The sequence below is a fragment of the Lacticaseibacillus baoqingensis genome, assembly GCF_003946165.1.
In the GTDB taxonomy this organism is placed as follows: Bacteria; Bacillota; Bacilli; order Lactobacillales; family Lactobacillaceae; genus Lacticaseibacillus; species Lacticaseibacillus baoqingensis.
Genome location: NZ_RHOI01000007.1, coordinates 79,385 through 104,796, shown reverse-complemented (window position 1 = coordinate 104,796; position 25,412 = coordinate 79,385). Strand labels below are relative to the sequence as shown.

At 51.8% G+C, this 25,412-nt stretch carries 25 protein-coding genes, 2 pseudogenes and 1 riboswitch; of the genes and pseudogenes, 1 reads left to right on the top strand and 26 read right to left on the bottom strand.

All coding sequences use genetic code 11. The features are described from left to right. Position 1: 1 nt before the first annotated feature. The 19 genes and pseudogenes from EKM91_RS04500 to EKM91_RS04415 form a co-directional block, all read right to left on the bottom strand. Positions 2-1,567 carry a putative polysaccharide biosynthesis protein gene (locus EKM91_RS04500; RefSeq protein ID WP_420795946.1) on the bottom strand — a complete coding sequence of 522 codons (1,566 nt, stop codon included), beginning with the start codon at positions 1,565-1,567 and terminating at the stop codon, positions 2-4. A gap of 191 nt (positions 1,568-1,758) precedes the next feature. Continuing rightward, positions 1,759-1,959 carry a cold-shock protein gene (locus EKM91_RS04495; RefSeq protein ID WP_125750380.1) on the bottom strand — a complete coding sequence of 67 codons (201 nt, stop codon included), beginning with the start codon at positions 1,957-1,959 and terminating at the stop codon, positions 1,759-1,761. Between the two features lie 2 nt (positions 1,960-1,961). Next, a complete protein-coding gene (ileS, locus tag EKM91_RS04490) occupies positions 1,962-4,751 on the bottom strand; it encodes an isoleucine--tRNA ligase (protein WP_125750376.1) in 2,790 nt (929 codons plus the stop codon). Positions 4,752-5,018: 267 nt separating this feature from the next. Further along, positions 5,019-5,702 carry a DivIVA domain-containing protein gene (locus EKM91_RS04485; protein ID WP_125750372.1) on the bottom strand — a complete coding sequence of 228 codons (684 nt, stop codon included), beginning with the start codon at positions 5,700-5,702 and terminating at the stop codon, positions 5,019-5,021. Positions 5,703-5,740: 38 nt separating this feature from the next. Next, the gene (locus tag EKM91_RS04480; protein WP_125750369.1) at positions 5,741-6,520 is read right to left on the bottom strand and encodes a YlmH family RNA-binding protein; all 780 of its coding nucleotides are present in this window, start codon (positions 6,518-6,520) and stop codon (positions 5,741-5,743) included. A gap of 9 nt (positions 6,521-6,529) precedes the next feature. Continuing rightward, positions 6,530-6,805 carry a YggT family protein gene (locus EKM91_RS04475; protein WP_125750446.1) on the bottom strand — a complete coding sequence of 92 codons (276 nt, stop codon included), beginning with the start codon at positions 6,803-6,805 and terminating at the stop codon, positions 6,530-6,532. Between the two features lie 22 nt (positions 6,806-6,827). Next, the gene (locus EKM91_RS04470) at positions 6,828-7,271 is read right to left on the bottom strand and encodes a cell division protein SepF (RefSeq protein WP_125750366.1); all 444 of its coding nucleotides are present in this window, start codon (positions 7,269-7,271) and stop codon (positions 6,828-6,830) included. A gap of 21 nt (positions 7,272-7,292) precedes the next feature. Beyond that, positions 7,293-7,487, bottom strand: a pseudogene (locus EKM91_RS14250) (cell division protein FtsZ); the annotation flags it as partial. Positions 7,488-7,571: 84 nt separating this feature from the next. Beyond that, positions 7,572-8,522, bottom strand: a pseudogene (ftsZ, locus tag EKM91_RS04465) (cell division protein FtsZ); the annotation flags it as partial. 23 nt (positions 8,523-8,545) lie between these two features. Then, entirely contained in the window at positions 8,546-9,835 is a 1,290-nt protein-coding gene (gene ftsA, locus EKM91_RS04460) for a cell division protein FtsA (RefSeq protein ID WP_125750360.1), read from the bottom strand. A gap of 125 nt (positions 9,836-9,960) precedes the next feature. Then, positions 9,961-10,767 carry a cell division protein FtsQ/DivIB gene (locus EKM91_RS04455; RefSeq protein WP_125750357.1) on the bottom strand — a complete coding sequence of 269 codons (807 nt, stop codon included), beginning with the start codon at positions 10,765-10,767 and terminating at the stop codon, positions 9,961-9,963. 32 nt (positions 10,768-10,799) lie between these two features. Continuing rightward, positions 10,800-11,888 (bottom strand): undecaprenyldiphospho-muramoylpentapeptide beta-N-acetylglucosaminyltransferase, encoded by a 1,089-nt coding sequence (gene murG, locus EKM91_RS04450; RefSeq protein ID WP_125750354.1) that lies wholly within the window; start codon positions 11,886-11,888, stop codon positions 10,800-10,802. 1 nt (position 11,889) lies between these two features. After that, positions 11,890-13,257, bottom strand: coding sequence for a UDP-N-acetylmuramoyl-L-alanine--D-glutamate ligase (gene murD, locus EKM91_RS04445; protein WP_125750351.1), 1,368 nt, complete (start codon positions 13,255-13,257; stop codon positions 11,890-11,892). A gap of 15 nt (positions 13,258-13,272) precedes the next feature. Beyond that, the gene (gene mraY, locus EKM91_RS04440) at positions 13,273-14,238 is read right to left on the bottom strand and encodes a phospho-N-acetylmuramoyl-pentapeptide-transferase (protein ID WP_125750348.1); all 966 of its coding nucleotides are present in this window, start codon (positions 14,236-14,238) and stop codon (positions 13,273-13,275) included. 17 nt (positions 14,239-14,255) lie between these two features. Then, positions 14,256-16,418, bottom strand: coding sequence for a penicillin-binding protein (locus EKM91_RS04435; RefSeq protein WP_125750345.1), 2,163 nt, complete (start codon positions 16,416-16,418; stop codon positions 14,256-14,258). After that, a complete protein-coding gene (gene ftsL2, locus EKM91_RS13805) occupies positions 16,418-16,801 on the bottom strand; it encodes a cell division protein FtsL (RefSeq protein ID WP_164508449.1) in 384 nt (127 codons plus the stop codon). Before ftsL2 ends, EKM91_RS04435 begins: the two co-directional genes overlap by 1 nt. Beyond that, positions 16,794-17,753, bottom strand: coding sequence for a 16S rRNA (cytosine(1402)-N(4))-methyltransferase RsmH (gene rsmH / locus EKM91_RS04425; protein ID WP_125750342.1), 960 nt, complete (start codon positions 17,751-17,753; stop codon positions 16,794-16,796). The genes ftsL2 and rsmH overlap by 8 nt, the downstream gene beginning before the upstream one ends. A 3-nt stretch (positions 17,754-17,756) precedes the next feature. Next, complete coding sequence (mraZ, locus tag EKM91_RS04420; RefSeq protein WP_125750339.1) at positions 17,757-18,188, bottom strand: division/cell wall cluster transcriptional repressor MraZ; 432 nt, start codon at positions 18,186-18,188, stop codon at positions 17,757-17,759. Positions 18,189-18,358: 170 nt separating this feature from the next. Beyond that, a complete protein-coding gene (locus EKM91_RS04415; RefSeq protein ID WP_125750336.1) occupies positions 18,359-18,688 on the bottom strand; it encodes a hypothetical protein in 330 nt (109 codons plus the stop codon). A 126-nt stretch (positions 18,689-18,814) separates the two neighbouring features. Between EKM91_RS04415 and EKM91_RS04410 the strand changes: the two genes are divergently transcribed. Beyond that, entirely contained in the window at positions 18,815-18,925 is a 111-nt protein-coding gene (locus EKM91_RS04410; protein WP_125750332.1) for a DUF4044 domain-containing protein, read from the top strand. A gap of 82 nt (positions 18,926-19,007) precedes the next feature. Here EKM91_RS04410 and thiT read toward each other — a convergent pair whose 3' ends face one another. The 7 genes from thiT to EKM91_RS04375 all read right to left on the bottom strand — a co-directional run bounded on the left by thiT (position 19,008) and on the right by EKM91_RS04375 (position 25,360). Then, entirely contained in the window at positions 19,008-19,610 is a 603-nt protein-coding gene (thiT, locus tag EKM91_RS04405) for an energy-coupled thiamine transporter ThiT (RefSeq protein WP_125750329.1), read from the bottom strand. Between the two features lie 42 nt (positions 19,611-19,652). Further along, positions 19,653-19,749: riboswitch (TPP riboswitch) on the bottom strand. A 54-nt stretch (positions 19,750-19,803) separates the two neighbouring features. Beyond that, on the bottom strand, positions 19,804-21,234 hold the full coding sequence (gene cls, locus EKM91_RS04400; protein ID WP_125750326.1) for a cardiolipin synthase: 1,431 nt from the start codon (positions 21,232-21,234) through the stop codon (positions 19,804-19,806). 101 nt (positions 21,235-21,335) lie between these two features. Further along, on the bottom strand, positions 21,336-22,151 hold the full coding sequence (locus EKM91_RS04395; RefSeq protein ID WP_125750323.1) for an amino acid ABC transporter substrate-binding protein: 816 nt from the start codon (positions 22,149-22,151) through the stop codon (positions 21,336-21,338). After that, entirely contained in the window at positions 22,148-22,789 is a 642-nt protein-coding gene (locus EKM91_RS04390) for an amino acid ABC transporter ATP-binding protein (protein ID WP_125750320.1), read from the bottom strand. Before EKM91_RS04390 ends, EKM91_RS04395 begins: the two co-directional genes overlap by 4 nt. A 10-nt stretch (positions 22,790-22,799) precedes the next feature. Continuing rightward, positions 22,800-23,456 carry an amino acid ABC transporter permease gene (locus EKM91_RS04385; RefSeq protein ID WP_125750317.1) on the bottom strand — a complete coding sequence of 219 codons (657 nt, stop codon included), beginning with the start codon at positions 23,454-23,456 and terminating at the stop codon, positions 22,800-22,802. A 451-nt stretch (positions 23,457-23,907) separates the two neighbouring features. After that, the gene (gene minD / locus EKM91_RS04380; RefSeq protein ID WP_125750314.1) at positions 23,908-24,702 is read right to left on the bottom strand and encodes a septum site-determining protein MinD; all 795 of its coding nucleotides are present in this window, start codon (positions 24,700-24,702) and stop codon (positions 23,908-23,910) included. A gap of 1 nt (position 24,703) precedes the next feature. Further along, complete coding sequence (locus tag EKM91_RS04375; protein ID WP_125750311.1) at positions 24,704-25,360, bottom strand: septum site-determining protein MinC; 657 nt, start codon at positions 25,358-25,360, stop codon at positions 24,704-24,706. Positions 25,361-25,412: the final 52 nt, after the last annotated feature.

Genomic DNA, 25,412 nt, shown 5'->3' with positions numbered 1-25,412 from the left:
TTTAACGGATCCGCAATCGTTTTCTGATCCCCGCGATGCGGCTACCTAACAGATCATCCGCCAAGCGCCAATGCAAGACCAAATAGCTGTATACGCCGGCCCCGATACCCGCGCCGATCAGCAATACCGGCACTGCCGTCAGCTTGCGCATCCCGCCTAACCATGCGGCTAAGCCCGCAACCACCAAAGCGGTGACAGCATACATCACCAAACTGGCCAAGAGCAATTGGGTCACTTCTTTGCCTATGCGCGACCAATCCAGATCATATTGCCGATCCAACGCGCCTAACATCAATCCGACAGTCACCGCCATGCCAATCATCGTAGCGATCAAGGGGCCAAACCCCACGGTCCAATACACCAACGGAAACTGCAAGCAGATCTTCACCCCAAAGCCGATCAAAAAGTACTTGATCGCTTGGCGGTTTTGATACAACCCTTGCATGACGGCGGCTAACACCGTGAACAACCCCATTAAAATCGCCACATAAGCGTTAAACCTCAACATGGACTCGCCTAAGGGATCATCCACATAAAACAGCGTATATAACGGCCGTGCCACCGCCGCCATTCCTAACGCACTGGGCCACATCACCAAGAAGAATAACCGCAAGATGTTTTCGATTTGCGCCGCGACCCCTTGGCGATCATGGCGCGTGTAGGCGGCTGCCAACAAGGGTATGGCTGTGACGGCCATGGCCGAAGCCAAAGACACCACGATCATCACCAACTTATTCGTGTTAAACGCAAACAGACCATATAAGTATTCTTGTTGCGGTTGAGACACGATAAAGAAGTGCTGCAAAAATTCCGGAAAGCTGTATTGATCAAAAAACTGGTACAAGACGGTCCCGGCATCCAAAATAATAAACGGCAATGATTGCTGCAACACTTCTTTGAGCAGGGTTTTGGTGGGCGCAGCTGGCGCCGTGGCCAACTCGACAAACTCGTCATGCCGGTGCCAATACACCACAATGAGATAAATCAACGCCATCACGGCGCCAACAAAGGCCCCAAACGTGGAATGCGCCACAGCTTGCACATAATCGCCGCTGCCGACGCGCATGATCAAATAAGTTGACCCGAGCATATAAACCACTCGGGCTAACTGTTCCAGCAGCTGCGAGATCGCACTCGGGGCCATTTCCGCAAACCCTTGGAAATACCCGCGAAAGATGCTCATCGGCGGGATCAATAACAATGGCCAAACCAACGCGTGCAGCACCGGGATCATGCGGCCATCGACATGGCCGTTTTGCATCGCCAATAATGGCGTCAACCCCCATAAAGCCGCGGCACTGATCACGCCTAAGCCGATCATCAACGCTAAGCTGCGCCGGAACAACTTTTTAGCAGACGCATAGTCATCTCCAGCCAGATAATGGGCGACTTGCTTGGACACCGCACTCGGGATGCCGGCAGTCGAAATGATCAAAAATAAACTATAAATGTTATACCCACGGGCAAACAACGCATTCCCAGCGGCGGCAGCATGCCCCATCCACAAATACCATGGGATCACGTAAATCGCCCCAAGGACGCGAGAAAAGATGCTCCCAGCCGTCATCCAAGCCGAACCAGTCACGAGCGCCTTTTGCGCTTGGTTATCTGCGATTACCACCACCCCCAATCATAGCTATCATTATACGACCTCAAGCACCTGCATGGACACAGACACTTAAACTTAGCGCTTTTTTAATGCCCCAGCGCCAAACAAGCCCAACGCGACGGTATCGCGTTGGGCTTGTTTGGCGTCATTTAGTCGAGCACTGTCACATTGGCCGCTTGTGGCCCCCGAGGGCCTTCAACGATCACAAACTTAACGGTTTGCCCAGGCGTGAGGCTTTTGTAGCCGCCGCCTTGGATCGCCGAGAAGTGGACGAAGACATCCGGCTGGTCTGGCGTTTCGATGAAACCAAAGCCTTTTTCTCCGTTAAATGTTTTAACTTTTCCTTCCATGATCAACCCTCGAATTCAAAGTCAGCCGCAGCAGTTTCTGGGAAGTTGGCCGCGACGATCGCCGCACAGCGGGCACAAAAATGCGGGTAGCGGCTGTCGGCACCGACGTCAGTGGTCGTCATCCGGCAACGGTCACAAACGTCCCCTTCAGCGCGGGCCACGACGAGCTTCACGCCATCGATGACTTGGGCATCCGCCGGCGCATCGGCTAACTTCGCAACGGTAAACCCAGAGGTGATCAACAACTGCATCACATTGGCATCCAAGCCGGTCAACAACTGTTCCAGCTGGTCATCGGCATAAACCGTAACATGCGCTTCTAAGGATTTCCCGATGACTTTCGCATCCCGAGCGACTTCTAAGGCTTTTTGGACCTTTTCTCTAAACGCCATGAAGGCCGGCCATTCTGCCAGCAGCTCATCTTGGTTGGTAAACCCAGTGGCTTCAGGAAAATCAGCCAAAGCCGCAAACTCGCGCTTTTGATGCAATAACGGCCAGATCTCTTCTGCCGTAAACGACAAGATCGGCGTCAACAATTCCACCACTGCCACTAAGGTTTTGTACATCACGGTTTGCATTTGCCGCCGTGCGAGACTCTTTTCGCCTTCGATATAAACCACATCTTTGGCAAAATCCAGGTAAAAGGCCGACATTTCTGTGGTCAAAAAGGCGGTGATCGTCTTGATGACAGTGGCAAAATCATAAGCGTCATAAGCAGCCCGTACCGTTTTGATCACTTGGCTCAAGCGCACGAGCATGTATTGATCGACCGAACCAAGCTGGGCATAAGAAACCGCTTGGGTGGCTTCGTCATAATCACTGGTGTTGGCCAACATGAAGCGCAGGGTATTGCGGATCTTACGGTAAGTTTCAGAGGTATGCGCAAAGTTGTCCATGGAGACTTTCATATCCGAGCTGGAATCGACGGATGCGACCCACAAGCGGATGATCTCGGCCCCAAACTGCTTTTCAACCGTATCAGGCACGATGGTGTTGCCCAACGACTTGGACATCTTGCGGCCTTCGCCATCTAACGTAAAGCCTTGTGACAAGATCTGCTTATAAGGCGCGACCCCGTTAGCCGCTACCGAGGTGATCAAACTGGAGTTGAACCAGCCGCGGTATTGATCAGACCCTTCCATGTACATATCAGTCGGATAAGTGAGATCTTCGCGCGCTTGGGCACACCCTGCCCAGCTGGAGCCGGAATCAAACCACACATCCATGATGTCGGTTTCTTTGGTGAACTTGCCATGTGGGGAATGTTCGTTGGTGTAACCGGCTGGCAAGAGGTCTTTGGCTTCTCGATCAAACCATACTGACGAGCCAAATTCACCGAATAGATCAGCCACATGGTCAATCGTGGCTTTTTCGATGATCGGGGTGCCATCTTCGGCATAGAAAATCGGCAGCGGCACGCCCCATGCCCGCTGACGGGAGATCACCCAATCGCCGCGGTCACGGATCATGTTGTGCAGCCGGGTCTTGCCCCAATCCGGGTAGAATTTGACTTGATCGATCGCATCTAAGATCTCTTGGCGGAATGACTGCACAGAAGCAAACCACTGCGTCGTTGCGCGATAGATCACTGGCTTTTTAGTCCGCCAATCATGCGGATAACTATGGGTGAAGAAATCCAGCTTCAACAAGGCCTTTTTTTCCGTTAAGGCTTTGGTGACCAGCTTATTGGCGTCATCGTAAAAGACCCCTTCAAAACCGGGTGCGTCTTTGGTCATGAAGCCTTTTTCATCTACGACTGAATAAACCGGCAAGCCATATTTCACGCCGACTTTGTAATCATCTTCCCCATGTCCAGGCGCGGTATGCACTAAACCAGTCCCGGCATCTAAGGTGACGTGATCGGCATTCATCAACAAGCTGGTGCGATCATACAGCGGATGTTGGGCGGTCATTTTGTCCAACGCCGTCCCTGGGAAGGTCTTCAGCACAGTATAATCTGCCCAGTCCAATTCCTTAGCCACTGTTGGCAGCATCTCCGCTGCCACCACATACTTCTTGTCGCCAACGGCCACTTGCGCGTATTCAAACCGCGGGTTCACTGCGATCCCAAGGTTAGCTGGGATCGTCCAAGGCGTCGTGGTCCAAATGATGAAGTAAGTGTCATCATCAAGCAAGTCTTTGCCATCAACGACTTTAAACGCCACATAAATCGATGGCGATTTAACGTCATGATACTCGACTTCAGCTTCTGCCAAGGTCGATTCAGAGCTCCATGACCAGTAAACCGGCTTCAAGCCATGATAGATGTAGCCTTTTTCGGCCATCTTGCCAAAAACACGGATCTCTTGGGCTTCAAATTCCGGCAGTAAGGTGATGTATGGATGGTCCCAATCGCCAAGCACCCCAAGCCGTTTGAAATCGGTGCGTTGTTTGTCGATTTCTTTCATGGCAAACTGCCGGCACATTTCGCGGTAGTCGACCATGGACATTTCCTTGCGCTTAACGCCTTTTTTGGCCAATTGTTGTTCGATCGGCAACCCATGGGTATCCCAGCCAGGGACATAAGGCGCCCGAAAGCCGCTCATGGACTTGGAGCGTACGATGATGTCTTTGGTCACTTTGTTCAACGCGTGGCCCATGTGAATGTTCCCATTGGCAAACGGAGGGCCATCGTGTAAAACGAAGGTCGGCTTGCCGGCGTTGAGCTTTTGACGGGCTTCGTAAACATGGTTTTCATACCAAGCTGCTTGCAGCTTGGGTTCTTTGTTTGGGAGCCCGGCGCGCATTTTGAATGGCGTCTTCCCTAAATTCAATGTTTCTTTGACTTTCATAGTTCCCCTTCTTCCACGTTGAACACGCTGGTGCGTTAGTTTCTGCGGCACAAAAAAATCCCGCCCTGTTAGGACGAGATCATCGTGGTACCACCTAAGTTCGAGTGTCTAAAACACTCCTCAAGAACTCATAACGGGGATCACCCGGCTGAAACTACTTCTCGCTTCAGCAACTAACGGACTGATATCAAAACCCGAACCGTCCCAGACTTGCACCACTTTCTGGGTCGCTTAAACGGCTGACGCATTTCGACGCGTGTCCATACGTTATTCTTCAGTATCATCACTAGATGCCGCCGGCGCCGCTTCATCATCTTCTTGTGGGAAGATGATCTCGGTATAACCGCTTTGGTCATCAGCAACTGCTGTTTGCTCTGATTCTACTGGCTGAACCGGCTGCTTGTCAAGGTCAGTTTGCATATTTGCCGGGTCCAAAACATCTGGCGCCGCATCGGAGCTGGACAGGAGCTCTTTCCATTCAGGGCTCTTGACCACTTCCAGTTGCGATTCCAGCATCACTTGCAAACGCTGGCGGAAGACGCGGGTCTGACGCTTGAGGTCTTCGGTTTCCACCGTGATCTTTTTGGCTTTTTCGCTTGCATCGCCAACGATCCGATTGGCTTTTTCAGTCGAAGAAGTCAACAAGTCTTGGGCATTTTTTTCCGCTTGCTGCTGGATCAAATCCGCCTCTTGTTCAGCGTTGGTCTTCACCTTGTCCGCCGCTTCTTGGGCCACGATGATGCTTTGGTTGAGGGCATCTTTGAGATCGTTAAAGTATTTGACCTTTTCTTGCGCATCGGCCAATTGTTTTTGCATCTCTTCATTGCTCTTCAATAACGCGCTGTAGTCTTTGATGATCTGGCTGAGAAAATCATTGACTTGATCTTGATCATATCCGCGCATGCGGACGTTGAATTCTTTATTATGAATATCCAGTGGGCTCAATGCCATTATGTCTGCCTCCTAAATTACCGTGTCTCGTGCCACCGCTATTTATGTATGACGTCAACGGTGACTTTGAGTTTGTCCTTTTTGGTCTTGCCCAAAAGCGATTGCAGCCGCAAACGGCCAAACCCGCGTACCGAGACGATGTCATGCGCCGCGACTTCCACATCTGGACGAGTGGTCGCGGCAAAATTCAGCCGTACTTTACCGCCTTCAACCAAGCCCTTGGCGCGCTGGCGCGACATGGTAAAGACATGCGCCACAACTGCATCCAACCGCAGAGACGGCAAGGTCGTGGCCAAAGGCTCCCAGTCATTTTGCGGGCTTAAAATGTCATCCAAAGCAACGGGCACCAGCCGCACGCCGATCTTGCCTAAGCGCGTCACGTTGGCTTGCACCCATTGACTCATACTGGCAGCGACGACCACCTGCCACGCATGCCCGTTGGTGATGATATCGCCAAAGAGATCACGCTGGATGCCGGCGTTGGCTAAAGTCCCTAAAATACTGCTGTGATGCAGCGTCGCAAATTTTTCCGGATAGTTGATTGCCAACACGCTCAGCTCATAATCTTGCGGCTGCGGCGTAAAATAATCTGGCGCTAAAATGACGCGGCAACGTTCGGCATGGGGATAACCGCCGAATGCAAAGACCTTGACGCCGTCGACACTGCCGGCTAAAACGCGCGTGATATATTGCTGACGCGGATCCAAAAAGTCGGTCAAAAGCGGGCGGTATTCCGCCGCGGCTTGCGCGATCAAGGATTGCGCCTGGTCGATAAATGCTGCTTCATCTTTACGGAAGTGTTGATAGACGTTATCCATGAGCCACGCCTAGAGCAGCTGTGCTAATAGGTTGTAGACGATCCCAGCGAATTTCTCAAACAACTCTAACACCAAAAATGCGGCGATCGGTGAGAAATCCAACCCAAACAGCGGCGGGATAAACTGCTGGAACCACCCTAAAAAAGGCTGGACCAAGCGTGCCAAAAGCCGCCCGAGTTTGCTGTCTTGTGCTCCTGGAAACCAGGATAACAAGACATATACCACTAACATTGCGCTATATAGCGACAATGCCCAAGTGACAATGCGCCAAAGCCAAAATAACATCAACTGCACTAACGGCCTCCCCCTATTCTGTCATTTGAATATCCGCATCGACGCCGAGGCTTTGGGCCAGCGACCCATCGATTTGGAAATTTGCTGGTGTCACCAAGAAGATCTGTTCGCCGATGCGTTTGATCTCGCCATGGATGGCAAAAACCAACCCGGTCAAAAAGTCGACGATCCGCGTTGCTGCATCGCCATCGATGCGGTCAAAATTGACCACGACTGCTTTGTTGTTCAACAAGTGGCTGCCGATCTCTTTGGCATCTGAATAGATCCGCGGTTCATAAACCACGATCTTCGCAGTTTTTTCAGTCGGTTGACTCATGGCGACCACCTTATTTCCTCGAAAAGCTGCCGGTTTTGGCGCTTGCGGCGCAGTTGTGCTTTCAACTGGCGCGTCTGGCTCCTCATCTGCATCCATGGCGAAAAATGAATTAAACTTGCTGCCGAGTTTTTCGAATGCCATCACGCATCCCTCCTTCAGTCATTACTGCCGGCGGCGCTTGAAAAATGGTGGCTGATCATCACCAGCGCCATCTTGATCTGCGTTGGGCTGACTCTCAAAAATATCAAACTCGGTTTTCTTCACGTTGTCAAAATTCGCCTTTTGCTCAGGCGCATGTTCGGATTGACTCGGCTCGCGGCGCAGATCCCAATCCACAAACGGATCATCATTGGCCGCTGGGGCTTTTTGACTGGTGCTTGGGTTGATCGTTGTCGCTTGCGGCTGGGTGCGGCTGGCACCGCGCTTTTGGGCTTCAGTCGCGTCAATACCAGTGGCCACCACCGTCACGACCACGGTATCGCCAAGATCTTCGTTGATCGACGTCCCAAAGATGATGTTGACATCGTTAGAAGCCGCTTGCGCCACGATCTCACTGGCATCTTGGGCTTCAAATAAACTCAAATCAGGACCGCCGGTGATGTTCAACAGCACCTGCTTGGCCCCGGCGATCGAAACTTCCAGCAATGGCGAGGAAATCGCCTTTTTGGTGGCTTCGATGGTCCGATTTTCCCCATTGGCACTGCCGATACCCATTAATGCGGAACCTTGATTGGCCATCACGGTCTTAACATCCGCGAAGTCCAAGTTCACAAATCCAGGGCTGGTGATCAAATCAGAGATCCCTTGGACCCCTTGGCGCAACACGTTATCGGCAGCATGGAAGGCTTCCATCATCGGCGTCTTCTTGTCAACGATTTCCAACAAACGGTTATTCGCGATGATCACCAAGGTATCCACATGCTCTTTAAGATTAGCGATGCCTTCAGCGGCGTTTTTTGCCCGTCTTGGGCCTTCAAAGGTAAATGGCCGGGTAACGACCCCAACGGTCAACGCCCCCATATCTTTGGCGATCTTAGCGACTACTGGCGCCGCACCAGTACCAGTGCCGCCGCCCATGCCGCAGGTGACAAAGATCATGTCCGCGCCTTTTAAGGCGGCTTGGATCTGCTCTTCGCTTTCTTCTGCGGCTTTTTGGCCGATTTCAGGCGTGGCCCCGGCGCCTAAGCCGCGGGTCAATTTGGTACCTAATTGGATCTTAGTTTCAGCGTTTGAATTAGATAAAGCTTGCACATCCGTGTTGGCCGCGATGAATTCGACGCCTTTGACGTCTTCTGCGATCATCCGGTTGACGGCATTGCCGCCAGCGCCGCCTACACCGATCACTTTGATCGCTGCGCCGGTATCATTTTGTGCATCAAGTGAGAATTCCATTGTCGTTCCTCCTAGAGAGTGATTTATTCGAAGAAGTTGCCGAAGAAGCGACGCAGTGCTGACGGCTTCTTAGGTTCTGGTTCACTTTCGGGCGCGGTGGGATCAGGTTCCGGCTCATGAGCCGCCGCTGCGGGTTTAGGCGCAATCGTCGGCGTCGTGGTGACGCTGCCGACTAACAGATCGATGTCTGTCAAGTTCGCAGCGTATTGGATCAGCCCCAACGCTTGCGTAAACGCCGGATGCCGCAGGCCCATTTCATCTGGGATGAAACGTTTGACATCGCGGCCAAAAATATCCTGCGCCAGCTCAACGATCCCAGGAATCGCCGTCGTACCGCCAGTGATCACGATCCCACCAGGCAGCTGCAGCGCATTTGCTTGCTGCAATGCCCCGTTCAAGCGCTTGAAGATCTGGCCTAAGCGCGCCTCGATGATCTCAGACAAATACTTTTCCGATACCATCACCGGCTCTGTTTTGCCGACCACGGTGACTGGGAAAGTCTCATCTTCACGAGTGGCTAAGCTGTCAGCATTGCCATAGTCGCGTTTGAGTTTTTCAGCATCTTTGAACCCGGTGTTTAACACCACTGAGATATCTTTGGTGACAAATTCGCCGCCTTCTTGATCGACAGACGTGAATTTGAGCTTGTGGTCATGGATCACAGCAGCGGTGCTTTGCCCGCCGCCAATATCGATCAACACCGTTCCAAAGTCTTGTTCACCATCGCTTAAGGCCACTTGCGCGGTCGCTAACGGTGACACCACGACGGCACGAATCGCTAAACCGGCTTTGGTCAAGGCTTTTTTTGTGTTGTGCAATACGGTCTTGGGAACGGTGAACAAGATGCCGTGCATCTCTAAGCGCACCCCGATCATGCCACGCGGATCTTTGATATCATCAAAGCCATCGACGATAAATTCGGTCGGCGTCAGCGTCAAACTTTCGCGCTCTGGCGGCAGATTGCGCACCAAAGCGGCACTGGCGACTGCTTGCACATCCGCATCTGTGATCTCTTTGCTGGCATCCCCCACCGCGATCATCCCGGTGACTTGTTCGATCTGCAACATATTCGCCGGAATTCCCACGACGACATTATCAATTTTGATACTTGCTTTTTCTTCTGCTTGACTGACGGCTTGGCGTATTGCCGAAACTGCCTTGTCGATATCGACGATCACACCACGACTGAGTCCGGCCGATCGCTGACTCCCCACACCAATAATGTTCATTTGACCTTGAATAAACTCGGCAACAATGACTTTTATTGAGGTGGTCCCGATATCAAGTCCAACATAGATGTCTTGATTACCCATGACGACGGAACCTCCTGGACTGGAATTGATCACTTATGAAAACGTAATACTGGTTTGATTTTACCACATATCTATGATGCGACTCACCTAAACAAACCAAAGATTACCGATTTTGCTGTTTTTACTCAATATGGCGTAAAAAAGGCCCCAACTTCTAGGTCGATCGTGCCTTTTTTAGTCACTTTTGCCAACAGTTTCGGGTAATACTTGATCTTTTTGGCCACCGTGCGCGAATCAGCCACTACCAAATTGCCATCGGTCATGCTGATGGTGATCTGATAAGGGTTGGCATCACCGCGGGTGGCTTTGACTTCAGAGACGGCATGCCGCACCGCCGTCGGAAAGCGCTGCACCGCTTGGGCCAGCTTGAAGACTTCAGCGCGCTTAAAACCGGTGAAGATCGGATACGTGCTTTTAGGCGTCGTGGTGGCTTGCGGCACCACTTTGCCGCTGGCTAACAAGACATGATACCCATCAGCTTGTTGCCAATAGCCTAAAGGCGCGTATTCTTTGACGTTTAAGGTCACTTGATTGAACCCATGGACCTGCACTTGCAGCGTGTGCACTTGCGGCAGGCGCTTTTTGACGCGGGTGGCGACTCTTTGCTGATGCCACAACAAGTCTAAGATCACTTGTGAACGCGTCAGTTTGCTGGCATCGATCACACTTTGGGCGGCCACCGTTTTTTCCCCAGCCACGCTGATCGTATCTACTTTGGCCAATGGGGACAACATATAACCAAAAAAAAGCGCCAAGATCACGAGCGGCGTTAAGATCAACGCTAAATTGCGCCTGCGCCGGGTTTGGCGCGTCGAGCTGAGGTGAGGTAAAGGCAAAGGTTTGCGCTTGGTGCCAGCCGCCTTTTGTTTGGCTTGGTAAGCCTCCCATGGCGTCAGTGGATCTTGTGTTTTTGACTTTTTGAACCAAGCCATCTTGTCACCTCTAATCTATCATCATGATCGCCTTAATGGGCGTTAATCGCCGCTTGCATCAATGCGATCAAGCGGTCGCTGGCGTCTGGGACCCCGAGGCTTTTGGCCGCGCGGGTCATTTCGATCAAGCGCGCGTCGTCTTGCATCAAAGCGATCACGGTATCGGCAAATGAGGCATCCAAGTCTGGTTCTGGGATCACCAAGGCAGCGCCGGCTTTGCCCAAACTTTGCGCATTGATCATTTGATGGTTATGGGTCACATTCGGGCTGGGGATCAAGATACTTGGGATCCCCAAAGCCGTCAGCTCAGCGATACTGGTCGCGCCGCTGCGTCCGATCACCAACGCAATATCCGGTAAGATCGCCGGCATGTCATCAATATAAGGGACGACTTTAACCGTCGCCGGTAAAGTCGGCAATTGCGCTTTTATGGTTTCAAAATGCCGGCGGCCGGTGACAAATAAGGTTTGAAACCCAGCTTGGCTAAATGCCGGCAAGGCGTCAACGGCGGCTTGATTGATCTTCGGCGCCCCGCGAGAGCCGCCAAAGATCAATAATGTCCGCTGTTTTGGCGCTAAGCCAAAATCTGCCAACCGGTCATTGGGCTTGAGCTGGGCCACTTGTTGCGCCCGAGGATTGCCCACCGTCGCGATTTTTTTGGCGGGAAACGCTGCGGCCACTTCAGGAAACACGATCCCGATCTTGTCCACAAACCGCGATAAGAACTTATTGGTCACGCCGGCCACTGAATTTTGTTCATGGATCACCGTGGGAATATGCATCCGGGCCGCTTCAAACAAAATCGCGCCAGAAACATATCCGCCAGTGCCTACCACGACATCCGGCTGGAATTCTTTCAAGATCTTTTTGGCTTTGCTTAAGCCGGCTAAAAAGACGGTGACCGTTTTCACATTATCCAAGCTTAATTTGCGTTTGAAGCCTTGCAGCTCAATGGTCTCAAAAGGGATCCCCGCTTTTGGCACGATACGGCTTTCTAACCCGCGCTTGGTGCCAATATATAAGACCTCATCCAAGAGCTGTCGCGCTTTAAGTTGTTCTAACAGCGCCAAAGCAGGATAAATGTGGCCGCCTGTGCCGCCGCCGCTGACGATCACGCGCATGTCACGCTTCCTCGCTTTCTGCTAAGGCTTTGACCGCATCGATGAAGACATCGCCGCGGACTTCAAAGTTCGGAAATTGATCCCAACTGGCCGCTGCTGGCGATAACAAAATCACATCGCCAGGCTTGCTGGCAGCGTATGCCAGCGGTACGGCAGTTTTGACATTGGCGGTTTGTTGATACGGGATCCCCGCTTTTTGGGCCACAGCATTCATAAGCGGCGCCGTTTCGCCAAAGGTGATCATGGCCCGCACATGCGCTTGGACCAGCGGGATCAAGTCATCCATGGATAAATGCCGATCCAATCCTCCTGCTAACAGCACTAATGGCTGTTTAAAGGCCTGGATCGCCACGCTGGCGGCTTCGACATTGGTGGCTTTGGAATCGTTATAAAACTTGCGATCATTCAGGGTTTGCACATATTGGATGCGATGCTTGACGCCGCTAAAACGGCTCAAAACTGCTTGGATCGCGGCTTTGTCGACGCCAGCCAATTTGGCTGCGGCAATCGCCGCTAAGGCATTTTCAATGTTGTGCGTGCCTGGGATCTGCAAGTCAGCGGCTAAAAAGAGCTTTTCGTCATCAAAGCACAACCACCCATCTTGCAACTGCGCACGCGCCCCTGCTGCGCCTTGACGCGAAAACGGAACGATTTGGGCGCGGCTTTGCTTGGCCAACGTGTGCATTTCCGGCAAGTCCCAGTTCATGACGAAATAATCGTCTGGCGTTTGATTCATGGTGATGCGCATCTTAGCAGCCACATAATGGCTGCGATCGCCATGCCAATCGAGGTGGGCTTCATAAATATTGGTCAACACCGCGATGTGCGGATGCAAGGTTTGGATCCCGCAAAGTTGAAAGCTGGATAATTCCGCCACGATCGTTTCGTTGGCTTTGGCCTTTTGGGCCACTTGGCTCGCTGGGATCCCGATGTTGCCGGCATCATAAGCCGTGTGGCCGGCTTCATTGAGCATCAAGCCGATCAAGGTCGTGGTCGTGGTTTTCCCATTAGAACCCGTCACGGCGATCCAGTCGCTTTCACTGACTTGATAAGCCAATTCTGGTTCTGTGATGATCGGGATCTGCAATTCTTGTGCCCGTTTGACCATGGGGTTGGAATAAGGGATCCCGGGATTTTTCACCATCAATTCAAAATGTTCATCGAGCAATTCGATGGGATGGCTGCCGGTGATCACTTTGATGCCATCGGCTAACAGCGCCTGTGCGGCTTTATTATCATCAAATTTTTGTTTATCATTGACCGTCACCAACGCGCCCAACTGATTTAACAGCCGCGCTGCGTTGACCCCGCTCATGCCTAACCCTAAAACCAAGACTTTTTTGTTTTGATACGTTTTGATATCCAACATAACCCTAACTTCTTTCTACAGAAAAATCAGCAAATAGACGACGCTGGCCAGCAAGCCTACCAGCCAAAAGGTGATGTCAACGCGCCATTCAGACCACCCTAACATCTCGAAATGATGATGGATCGGACTCATCTTAAACACCCGATGCCCAGTCGTCTTAAACACGGCCACTTGGATCATCACACTGGCGGTTTCGCCAACAAACACCAAGCCGATTAACAAAAGCGACCATTCGCGGTTCAACAAGATCGACACCGTTGCCAACATGCCGCCTAAAGCTAACGACCCAACATCGCCCATGAAGATCTGCGCAGGCTTGTGGTTGAACAGCAAAAAGCCGAGCATCGCCCCGATCGTGACCAAGCAAATCACCAACACATCGATGCGGCCATCATGCGCGGCGATCACCGCATATGTGCCAAAAGCGATCGTGCTTAACCCGCCGACCAGCCCGTCTAGACCATCAGATAAGTTCACCGCATTGGAAAACCCGACCAGCCACACAATGGCAAAAACCACAAAAAACCACACCGCGGTCACGGTGCCGATGAATGGGACAAACAACCCATGGCTGAACCCATCGTGTAAATAAGCAACGACGACCACGATTGCCCCAATGATCTGGCCGAGTAATTTTTGCCACGCTTTCAGCCCTTGGTTTTGATGATGGAACAGCTTCACGAAGTCATCGATGAATCCTAATACGCCATACAATAATAAAATGAATAAAGCGACATAAACGCTCGTATCCAAGCGGTGCTGCCAAAGCGCACTGCCGATACCGGCGATGACAATGGCGGCGATGAACACCACCCCGCCCATGGTTGGGGTCCCGCTTTTTTTCGCGTGCCATTTTGGTCCCTCTTCACGGATCATTTGACCTTCTTTTTTGAATCGCATGTAGCCGATAAATAACGGCAAGGCCATCACCGTGATCGCGAATGCCGCGACCATCGGGATCAACATTTGTGCTAACTGCATGATATGCCCCTTTATTTCTATTTTTGTTGAAACTGGATCACGACTGGGTCATCGCCAAGCAGCGCGCCTGCTTTAAGGCTTTGTTGCGTGGCGTAGCCGGATCCTTTGAGACTGAATTTTTTGCCAGTCAATTGTGCCAATTTTAACACATCACTCTTAGACCAACCAGACACGTCAGGCATGGTCATGGCGCCATTAGTCAAGATCAACACCCGTGAGCCTTTCAAAGCACTGCCGCCACTAGTTGGCAATTGCTGCACGATTTGGCTGCCGGTGCCGATCGTGGCCACGCTAAAGCCGGCGGTTTGCAATTTCTGCTGACCGGTCGCCATCGCCGTGTTCATCACGTTAGGGACACTGGCAACTTCCGCTTGATCACTAGTCGTATCACCATTGCCTTCAAGTGCCAACGCCCGGGCCATCATCGGCTTGAAGATCTCCGCCATGATCGATTCAGCCGGCGCGGTCATTTTCTGCGGCTGCTTCATGGAGATGTAAAGCACATATTTAGGGTTGCTGGCTGGTGCCATCCCCATCACACTGAAAATATAATTGCTGTCACCGGTCAAATAACCGCCGCTGCTGCCGGCAATTTGCGCCGTCCCGGTTTTGACCGCTAAATCAACGCCGTTCATCTTATAAGCCGCCCCCGTGCCATAACTCGCCGATACGACGGCGCGCATGGCATCAGTAACTTGGGTGGCGGTGCTTTTGCTGATCGGCTTGGCCACCACTTGGCGTCCGTAAGTGGTGGTTTTGCCTTTTTTATCGGTGATCTTTTCGACGAGCCGGGGTTTGACCATCGGGCCTTTATTGGCCACTGCCGAAACGGCTTGCATCAGCTGCATCGTATTCACATCGATACTTTGGCCAAAGCTGGCCATGGCCGAATCCAAGTAAGCGCCAAAATCAAACTTGCCGCTGGTTTCGCCAGGCAAAGCGATCCCGGTTTGCTGACCAAAACCAAACTTTCTTAAATATTCGCTAAATACGGTGGCTCCCATCGTTTGTTCGATCTTGACCATCCCAACGTTGCTTGAACGCGGGAAGGCTTGATTCAACGGGATCGTGCCCCAGCCGGTAGTATTCCAATCTTTGATCGTGGTATCGGCCACTTTGACCGTCCCTGAGCGATAATAGGAATTTGGATAGTATTTGCCGCTTTGGATCGCTGCGGCCAAGGTGAAGATCTTCATCACCGAACCAGGTTCATAGTTGTCTTCAACTAAAATGTCGCGCCACATATCCCCTAGCCCGTCGCCGGTGCTGGGGTCAAAAGTCGGGCGTTGGGAAGCGGCCAAGATCTCGCCGGTTTTGGGATCTTCAAGCACCGCCGACAGCGACTTCGGCTGGTATTTTGTCGCGACGCTGGTCATCAAAGTTTCCAAATAGCTTTGCAAACTCGAGTCGATCGTGGTGGTCACAGAGCCGCCATTGACTGCGGCTTGCGTTTTCACTTGCGAATCAGGCAACTGATAGCCGTAAGCATCGGTTTGCGAAGTCCGATAGCCGTTGGTGCCTTTCAAAGTCTGGTTAAATTGCTTTTCTAAGCCCATGACGCCGACAAGCTGATCTGTGCTTTTGGCATGGTCTTTCGGTTGCGCCAAGCCCACCACATGACTGGCAAAAACGCCATTGGGATACAGCCGCGAAGGCGAATCTGAAAATTTGATCCCCGAAAGATGCTCGGCTTGGATCTCTTGTTTCGTTGCCAAACTCAAACCAGTACCTGCCGTGCCAAATTCCACCTGAAAGGTATTTTTGGCTTTTGGGTGCAAGATCGCATTGATCTTGGCTTCGCTTAAAGGCAAATATTTGGCTAGCACTTTGGCGGTTTTGGCTTTATCAGTCACATACAGCTTCTTTTTGCCATCAACATAGTTTTGATCCAATACGGCGTAGATGGTATAGGTATTCGAATCTTCTGCGATCACATTGCCGCTGCGATCATAGATCGTGCCTCGCTTGGCTTTTAAAACGCTGTTGCGGGCGACGACTTTTTGGCGGTACTGGCTCAAATTAGCCGAATCGACTTTGCCGCCTAAGGCCACATAGGCAAAACGACAGGCGAACGCGACCAACCCCACCGCTGCTATGAACATCAAGATGATGCCGAAGCCTTTGCGGTTACGGGTTGGATGGGTCGCGTTCGCCTGTCTTTGTGGGGATTTTCTCTTCATTACTTCGTCACACGCTTAATATTGCCTTCGATCACCGTTAGGCCATGGGCCTTGGCGTAGTTACTGAGTCGATTGGAATTGGAAAGCTCACCAATGGTTTGCTTCAAATCGGTCACGCTTTGATTTTGCGTGGCGATTTGGGCTTGCACATCTTGGTAGGTCCGATTCGTATTTGCCAGCTGCGTCTGCCCACTGAGATACAATAAGCACACGCCGACTGCGGCGATGCCGCACACCGCGCTCAACACCCGTTCAAACGGACTGAATGCCTTAGGATTAACGGCGGGTTTTGCAGGGGCTTGCGGCTTTTTTTGCAGCTCTGGTGCCGACTGCGGCGCAGCGGGCATGGGATCTTGTAATTGTCGTGCAGTGTTATCAAGCATCTGCCGTTCCTCCTTTATCAAGTCGTTCTAATACGCGCAGTTTGGCACTATGCGCACGGTGATTTTGGGCCAGTTCTGCTGCCGTTGGTAAAATCGGCTTGCGGCCAACCAAGCGAAAATCCGGTTGGGCTTCTGGCGGCAATACCGGCAGATCCCGCGGCACATCTTTGATCGACGTCAACTCGCGAAACATGGTTTTGACCAGCCGGTCTTCTAATGATTGAAAGGTGATCACACTAATGCGCCCGCCAGGATTCAACAACTTGACGGCTTGCGTCAGGGAGTCTTCTAACGCCCCTAGTTCATCATTCACGGCGATGCGCACCGCTTGAAAGACCCGCTTAGCCGGATGGCCGCCAGTTCGTCGCGCTTTTGCCGGGATCCCGGCTTTGATCAAGTCAACTAACTCAAAGGTGGTCACGATTTCATGGTCGGCACGGGCGCGTTCGATTTGGCGGGCAATTTGCTTGGCAAAGCGCTCTTCGCCATAACGGCTGAAGATCCGCACCAAGTCATTGAATGACCACTCGTTGATCACGATCTTGGCCGTTAAGGTTTGGCTTTGATCCATGCGCATATCCAAAGGCGCATCAAAGCGATAGCTGAACCCGCGCTGAGAATCGTCAAACTGCGGGGAACTGACGCCAAGATCATAAAGCACACCATCAACACCAAACACGCCAGCTTCAGCCAGCGCCGTTTGCAAATGGCGAAAATTCGTATGTATGAGGTGCAAATTAGCCGGCAAAGGCGCCAGCGCCTTTTTAACTGCGGTGATCGCGGCTTGATCTTGATCAAAAGCGTATAACTGCCCGCTGGTCAGCTGGTGCAAAATGCGCTTGGTATGCCCGGCGCGGCCAAGCGTGGCATCGACATAAATGCCGGTAGGCGCGATGGCTAAGTTGTCAGCCGCTTCGGCTAACAATACGGTTTCGTGTTTAAATTCAGTCATAATTTACAGTCCAAAGTCGATTAGATTTTCGGAAATATCGTCAAAATCATCCTCTGCTTGTTCAGAATATGCCAACCAACGGTCGGCACTCCAAATCTCGATGCGGCTGGAAACGCCGATCAAGACACATGCTTTGTCCAACGCAGCATGTGCGATCAGATTCTTAGGGAGATTGATCCGGCCTTGCTTATCAAGTTCGCATTCCGCCGCCCCAGATAACAGCAGCCGCGAAAAAGTCCGCGCACTTTTTTTGGCTAAAGGCAAACTGGCTAACTTTTCTTGCAGTTTTTGCCATTCCGCTTGCGGATAGCCAAATAGGCAACCGTCCATGCCCCGGGTCAATACAAAGGCAGGCGCAAGCGTCTCGCGAAATTTCGCTGGCACGATCAGCCGTCCTTTGGTATCAATGCTGTGATGAAACTCGCCCATAAGCATGGGATCACCTCCCAACGTTGATTTTAGTCTACCACAATCCCCCACGTCCCACCACAACAACCCCCTAATTCCGCTTGACAAAATTCAAAACTTAACAATTGTAACAAAAAAGCCCTTGTAACCGCGTGGTTACAAGGGCTGACTAGGTGGCAAAAGGTGGGGCCTGGGCCCTAACGAGTGAGGAAAATGGCGGCTAACCACCACCAAGTGGTTGCCAACACCAACACGCGGGCCAGCCAGTGCCAATAATGCGCCATGATCAAGTCGTGCTCATTGCTGATCAATAAGCCGGCCACCAATGCCGCCACGATGACGGCACAAAAAAGCACTTCCCATAAGAAGTTGGTCGCTTGGCTTTGCGTCAACTGCCAGATCCCCAACAAGAGGCTGGCGCTGACCAAGAAGAAGTATAAATTTTTCCGATAATGACGCTTCGCGACTAAAACCAGCAAGGCCAGCCACAACAAGCATGGCAACCCGATCGCAAGTATTCGGCTCATCGTGACACCTCCATATCCATCATACCGGTTTTGAATTTTATGTGAAACCCCTGCGAAAAACGATTTGCCGCACACTACAGAAACGGGTAAACTATACAAAGATAAACGCACGAAAGGGGTGATCGAATGAAAAAAGAGCGGACTAAATTTTGGTGGATCACACATATCGCTGCTTGGGCCATGCTCGTAGTCACCATCTTGGGTGCGATCTTAGGCGCCGTTGCAGCCTTTTCATAAACCAAACGAATACGCACAAAAGGGTCAGCCGAAAACTTTCGGCTGACCCTTTTTTCAATCCAGTCTCAGGTGTCCCAAGCGCTCAATCATGCGCCAATCTGGCAGTGGTTTTGGCGAGGAATAAATGCTTGGCGATCGAGACTAATGCCGTCACCACCACAAGCGCCAACACCCCGGTAAACACCGCCGACAAGCCGTTGATCACTAGCGAATAAAGCCATGCGGGCATGCCTTTAGGGGCATACGCGCCCCAAAAGATCCAACCGGCGTAAAAGTGGCACAAATACTTGGCCAACACGCCTAAGAGCACTGCCCCCCAAGCATACGCCCAGCTGGTCAGCCGCTGATCTTTTTGTAATGCCTTTTGGAATGGTTTGAAAAAGACGCCGCCTAAGCCAGCAACCGTAAACGCCACTGGATATTCGATAAAACCTTGGGTGACATTCAAAACACTGCCTTCACCGATCCCGATCAGCAACAGATCTAAGATCCCCCAAGTAAACCCGGCAGCCATGGCTGGCCCGGCACCGCGCCTCAGCGCCAAGACACTGATCGGGATCACCCCATAACTCATTTCGACAGAACTGATCCCGGTTTTATGCGGGACATATTCCAAGGCCATGGCAAACGCGGCAATGATCGCGACTTCCAGCAAGACTTGTAACTTTTGGTGACTTTGTTGCATCAAAAAGACCTCCTCTGGTCCACCCTGACACAAAGAAGGTCGCAAAACGACGTTCACAATCCCTACGCTCGTGTTAACGAACAGGTTCTAAGGGTCTGGGTCTCCCCACTCTCAGCCAATGGCTCCCCTTTGTGACGGGCTCTTTAGTTTAAATAACAGCGATATCATACCATAAGCCAAAGGCCTTGCCAAGTTAGAGGATCGGCGCCAATAACCGCGACCACTCTTCTGCCACGCGCTTACGCCGAGGCTTTTGGGCGGCCATTTGCGCTGTATAGCGCGTGGCATGACACCGGTCTTGACGAAACTGGTCGGCGGCTTGTTGCGCCAATTGGGGATCATATAAAAACGCCGCCAATTCAAAATTCAACCGAAAACTGCGAATATCAAAGTTCGCCGTGCCAGTCGCGACGATCCGCTCATCGACGATAACCGCCTTGGCATGCAAAAACCCTTGATCATATAAATACACATGCCCGCCGCCAGCGACGATCCGGTCTAAGTAAAACATGGTCGCTTTGGCCATCAACGGCTGATTGGTCGCTTTCGGGACCATGATGCGCACGTCGATGCCGGCGTTGGCAGCGATGAGCAGCGCATCTAACAAACTATCATCAGGGACAAAATACGGCGTTTGGATCCAAATGCTGTGTTTGGCCATGGTGATCAGCCGAAAATACCCTAGTTTCAGCGTTTCTTGCGCTTGTTCAGGACCGCTGGAAACGATTTGCATGGTGGTGTGCCCAATATCTGGGGCATCTGGGAAATAGGCGCTTTGAAAATGCACCTTCTTGATCTTCGCCATCGTGTTCCAATCCATGAAAAACCGCGCCTGCAACACCGCCACGGCTTGCCCGCACAGGCGCAGTTGGGTATCGCGGTGAATGGTCAAATGCTTAGGGGAATCGCCAATATCAAAGCCGCCCATATAGCCGATCTGCCCATCGATCACCGTTAATTTGCGGTGATCGCGGAAGTTGATCCGCGGATTGGCCCGCGCCATTTTCGTCGCAAAAAACGGCTCGACTTGCCCGCCTGCTTGCCTCAGAGGCCGCCACCAGCGGGCACTTAAGCGATGCGACCCAAAGGCATCATACAACACGCGCACCCGCACCCCAGCGGCGGCTTTGGCCACTAACAGCCGGCGCAATTGCCGGCCGGTCGCATCCGGTTGGATCGTGTAGGCTTCGATGTGGATATGCTCGCTGGCTGCGGCAATGTCAGCAAACAAGGCATTGGTATAGTCATCTCGCTGGGAGATCAATTTGACGGCATTCATCGTCGTCACTAAGGCCCCGTCGCTTTGCAACAGGGTCCGTACCAGCTCAGGCACACCGGCGCCTTGCTGGTTGCCGATCAAGTCATGCCCCACGCTGATCGCTTCGCGCTGGGCAGCCACCATTTGATCGATGCCCAGCCGCTGCTGCGTCGCCAACGCGGTTAATTTGTCACTGGATAATTTGCGCCCGAAGATCCAAAACAACACCGCACCTAAGACGGGTAAGACTAATAGGACCAATAGCCACGCCCAAGTCGACGCAATATCGCGTGATTGATAAAACACCGTGATCATCGCCAATATGGCGTTGATCACAATGATCAAAGCAATCAAGCCGATCACCATCAAACCCGCCTCCTTTCTTTGCTGCGCATTGATCCGGCTTTGACACAAATAAGCGAGCGGGGCTATTGCCTCACTCGCTTTTAGTTTAGCATAATGTCGGCTTATTCTGCGCCGGTGCCAAACCACTTGTGCTTCAATTTGGCCATCGTGCCGTTTTGCTCGAGGGTTTTAAACCCTTGATTGATCTTCGCTTGTAATTGCGTATCCGACTTGCGCATCCCCACGGCAAAGGCTTCAGATTCAAAGCCTTTAGACGTCAGGATCTGATAGCTTTGCGGATCTTTTTGATGGGCGACATAATATCTGGCATACACTTCATCCATAAAGATGCCTTGGATCCGACCGGCATTCAAGTCCAAAAAGGCGTTGGTGAATGTGTCATACAAAACCGGGTCTTGGCCTTTGATATATTGCTTCAACAACTTGGGTTCGCTATCCAAAGCCGCCGCCCCGCTAGAACCGGTTTGGACCCCTAAGGTTTTGCCGCGCATATCTGCGTAAGTGTGGATGTTGTCTTTGGTCTTAGTCACCAACAGCTGATGGTTGACCAGATAATCATCGGAAAACGCCACTTGCTTTTCGCGTTCCGGGGTTTTCGAATAACCGTTCCAGATCAGATCGATCGTTTGATTTTTCAGCTCGGTTTCTTTCATCGACCATTCGATCGATTGAAAATCCGGCTTGACGCCATATAATTTGAACACCGCCTTGGCTAAGTCGATATCAAAGCCTTTCAGGTTCCCATTTTTTTCCCGAAAACCCATCGGGACAAATGAATCATCTAAGCCGATAACGACTTTTTGGGTTTGCTTGATCCGCGGCCAGGAATTTTTTTCAGCCCGGCGCGCACAGCCGCTGGCACTCACGGCGACTAAGGCAAGCAAGGCGATCAACGCCCAGCGCAACCATTTCTTCATTGCGCGTCACCACCCAGCTTGGAAACGGTGAAGGTGGTATCGGCCACTTCTTGGGCAAAGTCCATGTCATGGGTGACCACGACTTGGGTCATCCCGTCGGCTTTGAAGCGGTTGACCAGCTTGGCTACTGAGTGCCGCAAATTCGGATCCAGCGCTGACGTTGGTTCATCGTATAACAAGATCTGCGGATTCAACGCCAATGCCCTAGCAATGGCGATGCGCTGTTTTTGCCCGCCTGACAAGGAAAACGGATAAGCCTCTGCTTGATCCGGCAAGTCTAATTGGACCAGCAGATCCTGCGCGCGCTTTTGCGCTTCAGCTTCGGGCACCCCTTGCAAAGTCGGTGCTAACGTGATGTTTTTCAATACGGTCATATTCGGGAATAATTCAAACCCTTGAAACACGACGCCGATGACGCCGTCTTTGCGTAATCGCTGCGGAGTCGTCGGCTGGCCTTGCCAAATGAATTCACCACCGTCTGCAGGCGTCAGCCCGGCAATGATCCGCAACAAGGTCGTCTTCCCTGCCCCAGAAGGCCCAACGATCGCCAAAGTCTGGTGATCGGCGATGGTCACATTGATATCTTGTAAAACCGGTTGGTGATTGAATGCTTTACTAATGTTTTTCAGTTCTAACATAGCGGTCCTCCTAACGGTAATAAGAGAAGGACTTTTCGACCTTCTTTTGCGCCCAAGTCAATACGGCAGTCATCAACAAGTAAATAACCCCAACCAACACCAATGGGATCAGCGTCACGTCGCGAGAAGTGGCCACGTTGCCGGCCCGCAGCAGATCGCCTAAGCCGATGACATAAACCAAACTGGAGTCTTTGACCAAATTGATCACTTCATTGCCCATTGATGGCAAAACGATCTTCAATACCTGTGGGATCACCACATAGCGCAAGGTTTGCCAACGCGTCAAGTTCAACACCGTCGCTGCTTCAAATTGACCGACTTCAACCGCCCCAAACCCGCCGCGGAAGATCTCGGCAAAATAAGCCGCATAATTCAAGATGAATGCGAAAATCGCGGCATTGAAACGATCAAATACGATCCCGATCAATGGCAAGCCATAGAAGACAAAAATCAGCTGCAACAGCAGCGGCGTGCCGCGGAATAACCACACATAAGCGGTCAACAGCCAATTGCCTAACTTGCCCAGCCAAGACTTGGCTTGATGCATCAACCCGACTGATAACAACATGCCTAACGGAATCGAGCCGATCAAGGTCAAAAAGAAGACACTCAAGGTCATTTTCAACCCTGCCAATAATGCCGGTAAAATCTGTAATACATAATTCATGAATACTGCCTCCTTTTAGGCTGCGCTGCAATCAAAAAAGCGTCCACTCATACCTTAATGGTACGAGAGGACGCTTTTGCGTGGTGCCACCTCACTTCGCCGATGCATCACCACATCGGCCTCAGGTGGTTGAAAAACCTTAGGCCATAAAAAAAGCCTCAAACAGCTGTGCTGTTTGAGGACGGCGACTTGCCGCGGTACCACCTCATGTTCGCCATCGTGTCACCACGACAGCCTCATTGTGTTTTTCAACCACGGCGATAACGAGCCAACCGACACGACCTACTGGATTCAGTCGTGCACTCGTGGATGTGAGGGATAAAGGGGACCATCTGGCTTGCACCATTCCAGACTCGCTTCACGCCTTGCCTTTAACCAGTTCCACTCAACGCATTGCTTTATTAGTGCCTACTTTAATCAGTTTTTAATGAATTGTCAAGCGCTTTTTATTTTAGCCGCGGTGAAACAGCCGCGCCCAAAAACCCGGCTGCTTTTGTTCCAGCTTGATCAGCGGCACGGATTCACCCAGCAAGCGCCGGGCAATATTGCGATAGCCGCGGCTGGCCAAATTATCTGGATCCATCACGATCGTCTCCCCTTTGTTGGAGGTGGCGATGACATCATCATCATCAATGATGATCCCTAACAAGTCGATCCCTAAATGTTGGGTGATCTCATCGACATCCATCGACCGGCCGTCATCCATCATATGTTGACGAATGCGATTGATCACCAAACGCGGCGGATAAACCATATCCCGCTGTTCCAACAAGCCCACGACGCGATCGGCATCAGAAACCGCACTGATTTCAGGCGTGGTGACAACGATCGCCCCGTCGGCTCCGGCCACCGCATTGCGAAAACCTTGTTCGATCCCGGCAGGCGAATCTAAGATCACAAAATCAAATTCATCCCGCAGCGTGGTGACGATCGTTTGCACTTGTTCCGGCTCTAAGGCATCTTTTTCGGCGTTTTGCGCAGCCGGCAGCACATACAACAAATCATCAAAGCGCTTATCTTTGATCAAGGCTTGATGCAGCTTTGCCCGGCCAGTGGCGACATCGACAATATCATAAATGATGCGGTTGGATAAGCCTAACACCACATCCAGGTTCCGCAGGCCAATATCCAAGTCTAATAACACGACCCGCTTGCCTTGCAATGCCAATGCGGTGCCGATATTTGCACTGGTGGTCGTCTTACCGACCCCACCTTTACCTGAGGTGACAACTAATGCTGTTCCCAAATTAAAAGTCCTCCAGTTTCCGGAAAAGTTTTGGTCGCAATTGTGCCAATGCCGCCACTTGCCCATGCTCTAAAATATGTAGGTCATTGATATAAGTGAGGGTCTGCGCCGAATAGTCATTGGCTTCGATGATCTCGACGGTGTCAGCGATGCGGATCTGCCCGGCATGGCTGATATCGCCGCCAATAACGGCTTGTTGATCCCCATTCGCCCCGGCGATCAATAACCCTTCAACGCTGCCCATTACAAAAATACTGCCAGTCGCTTGCAAGGTGCCGCTGCGATGCAAGGTCCCCAAAAATAAGACATCGCCGGTGTAGGTTTGCACTTGCCCCGAGCGAATGATCCCGCCGACCAAATGCACCGAACGCGCCAAACATTGGGCCTTCAATGTCGCCGTATCCGCGACTAAGGCTTGGATCGTTTTGACCTCAAAGCGGGCAAACCGATCAAATATCCGCTGGATCTGGGTCTGTTGATCCATTGACAATAACCGATTGCCGGTCGTCAAGGTAAACTCAACATCGCCTTCAGGGGTATCTGAAGCCAACTTGTGCAACAAGGTCTCCAACCCTGCAAAGATCGCTTCCCAACTGGCGTCATCCGCCAATTGGAGTTCAAACCCGTCCTTGCGCCCTTTTAAAATCACTGCATCCACAATCTCACCTCGTATGGCACCGCGGTACCAGCCTTCATTAGCTCAAAAACAC

Coding starts and splice junctions, on each gene's coding strand:
- murG (WP_125750354.1), bottom strand. CDS start 11,888: ATGCGCGTGATCGTCAGCGGCGGCGGCACAGGCGGCCACATTTATCCT.
- EKM91_RS04500 (WP_420795946.1), bottom strand. CDS start 1,567: ATGACGGCTGGGAGCATCTTTTCTCGCGTCCTTGGGGCGATTTACGTG.
- mraZ (WP_125750339.1), bottom strand. CDS start 18,188: ATGCTTATGGGCGAGTTTCATCACAGCATTGATACCAAAGGACGGCTG.
- murD (WP_125750351.1), bottom strand. CDS start 13,257: ATGTTGGATATCAAAACGTATCAAAACAAAAAAGTCTTGGTTTTAGGG.
- thiT (WP_125750329.1), bottom strand. CDS start 19,610: ATGCAACAAAGTCACCAAAAGTTACAAGTCTTGCTGGAAGTCGCGATC.
- rsmH (WP_125750342.1), bottom strand. CDS start 17,753: ATGACTGAATTTAAACACGAAACCGTATTGTTAGCCGAAGCGGCTGAC.
- EKM91_RS04390 (WP_125750320.1), bottom strand. CDS start 22,789: ATGTTAGAACTGAAAAACATTAGTAAAGCATTCAATCACCAACCGGTT.
- EKM91_RS04480 (WP_125750369.1), bottom strand. CDS start 6,520: ATGGATAACGTCTATCAACACTTCCGTAAAGATGAAGCAGCATTTATC.
- EKM91_RS04485 (WP_125750372.1), bottom strand. CDS start 5,702: ATGGCATTGAGCCCACTGGATATTCATAATAAAGAATTCAACGTCCGC.
- ftsL2 (WP_164508449.1), bottom strand. CDS start 16,801: ATGCTTGATAACACTGCACGACAATTACAAGATCCCATGCCCGCTGCG.
- EKM91_RS04470 (WP_125750366.1), bottom strand. CDS start 7,271: ATGGCATTCGAAAAACTCGGCAGCAAGTTTAATTCATTTTTCGCCATG.
- cls (WP_125750326.1), bottom strand. CDS start 21,234: ATGGTGATCGGCTTGATTGCTTTGATCATTGTGATCAACGCCATATTG.
- EKM91_RS04410 (WP_125750332.1), top strand. CDS start 18,815: ATGAAAAAAGAGCGGACTAAATTTTGGTGGATCACACATATCGCTGCT.
- EKM91_RS04475 (WP_125750446.1), bottom strand. CDS start 6,805: ATGTTATTTTGGCTTTGGCGCATTGTCACTTGGGCATTGTCGCTATAT.
- ftsA (WP_125750360.1), bottom strand. CDS start 9,835: ATGGGTAATCAAGACATCTATGTTGGACTTGATATCGGGACCACCTCA.
- EKM91_RS04385 (WP_125750317.1), bottom strand. CDS start 23,456: ATGAATTATGTATTACAGATTTTACCGGCATTATTGGCAGGGTTGAAA.
- mraY (WP_125750348.1), bottom strand. CDS start 14,238: ATGCAGTTAGCACAAATGTTGATCCCGATGGTCGCGGCATTCGCGATC.
- ileS (WP_125750376.1), bottom strand. CDS start 4,751: ATGAAAGTCAAAGAAACATTGAATTTAGGGAAGACGCCATTCAAAATG.
- EKM91_RS04395 (WP_125750323.1), bottom strand. CDS start 22,151: ATGAAGAAATGGTTGCGCTGGGCGTTGATCGCCTTGCTTGCCTTAGTC.
- EKM91_RS04455 (WP_125750357.1), bottom strand. CDS start 10,767: ATGGCTTGGTTCAAAAAGTCAAAAACACAAGATCCACTGACGCCATGG.
- EKM91_RS04495 (WP_125750380.1), bottom strand. CDS start 1,959: ATGGAAGGAAAAGTTAAAACATTTAACGGAGAAAAAGGCTTTGGTTTC.
- EKM91_RS04435 (WP_125750345.1), bottom strand. CDS start 16,418: ATGAAGAGAAAATCCCCACAAAGACAGGCGAACGCGACCCATCCAACC.
- EKM91_RS04415 (WP_125750336.1), bottom strand. CDS start 18,688: ATGAGCCGAATACTTGCGATCGGGTTGCCATGCTTGTTGTGGCTGGCC.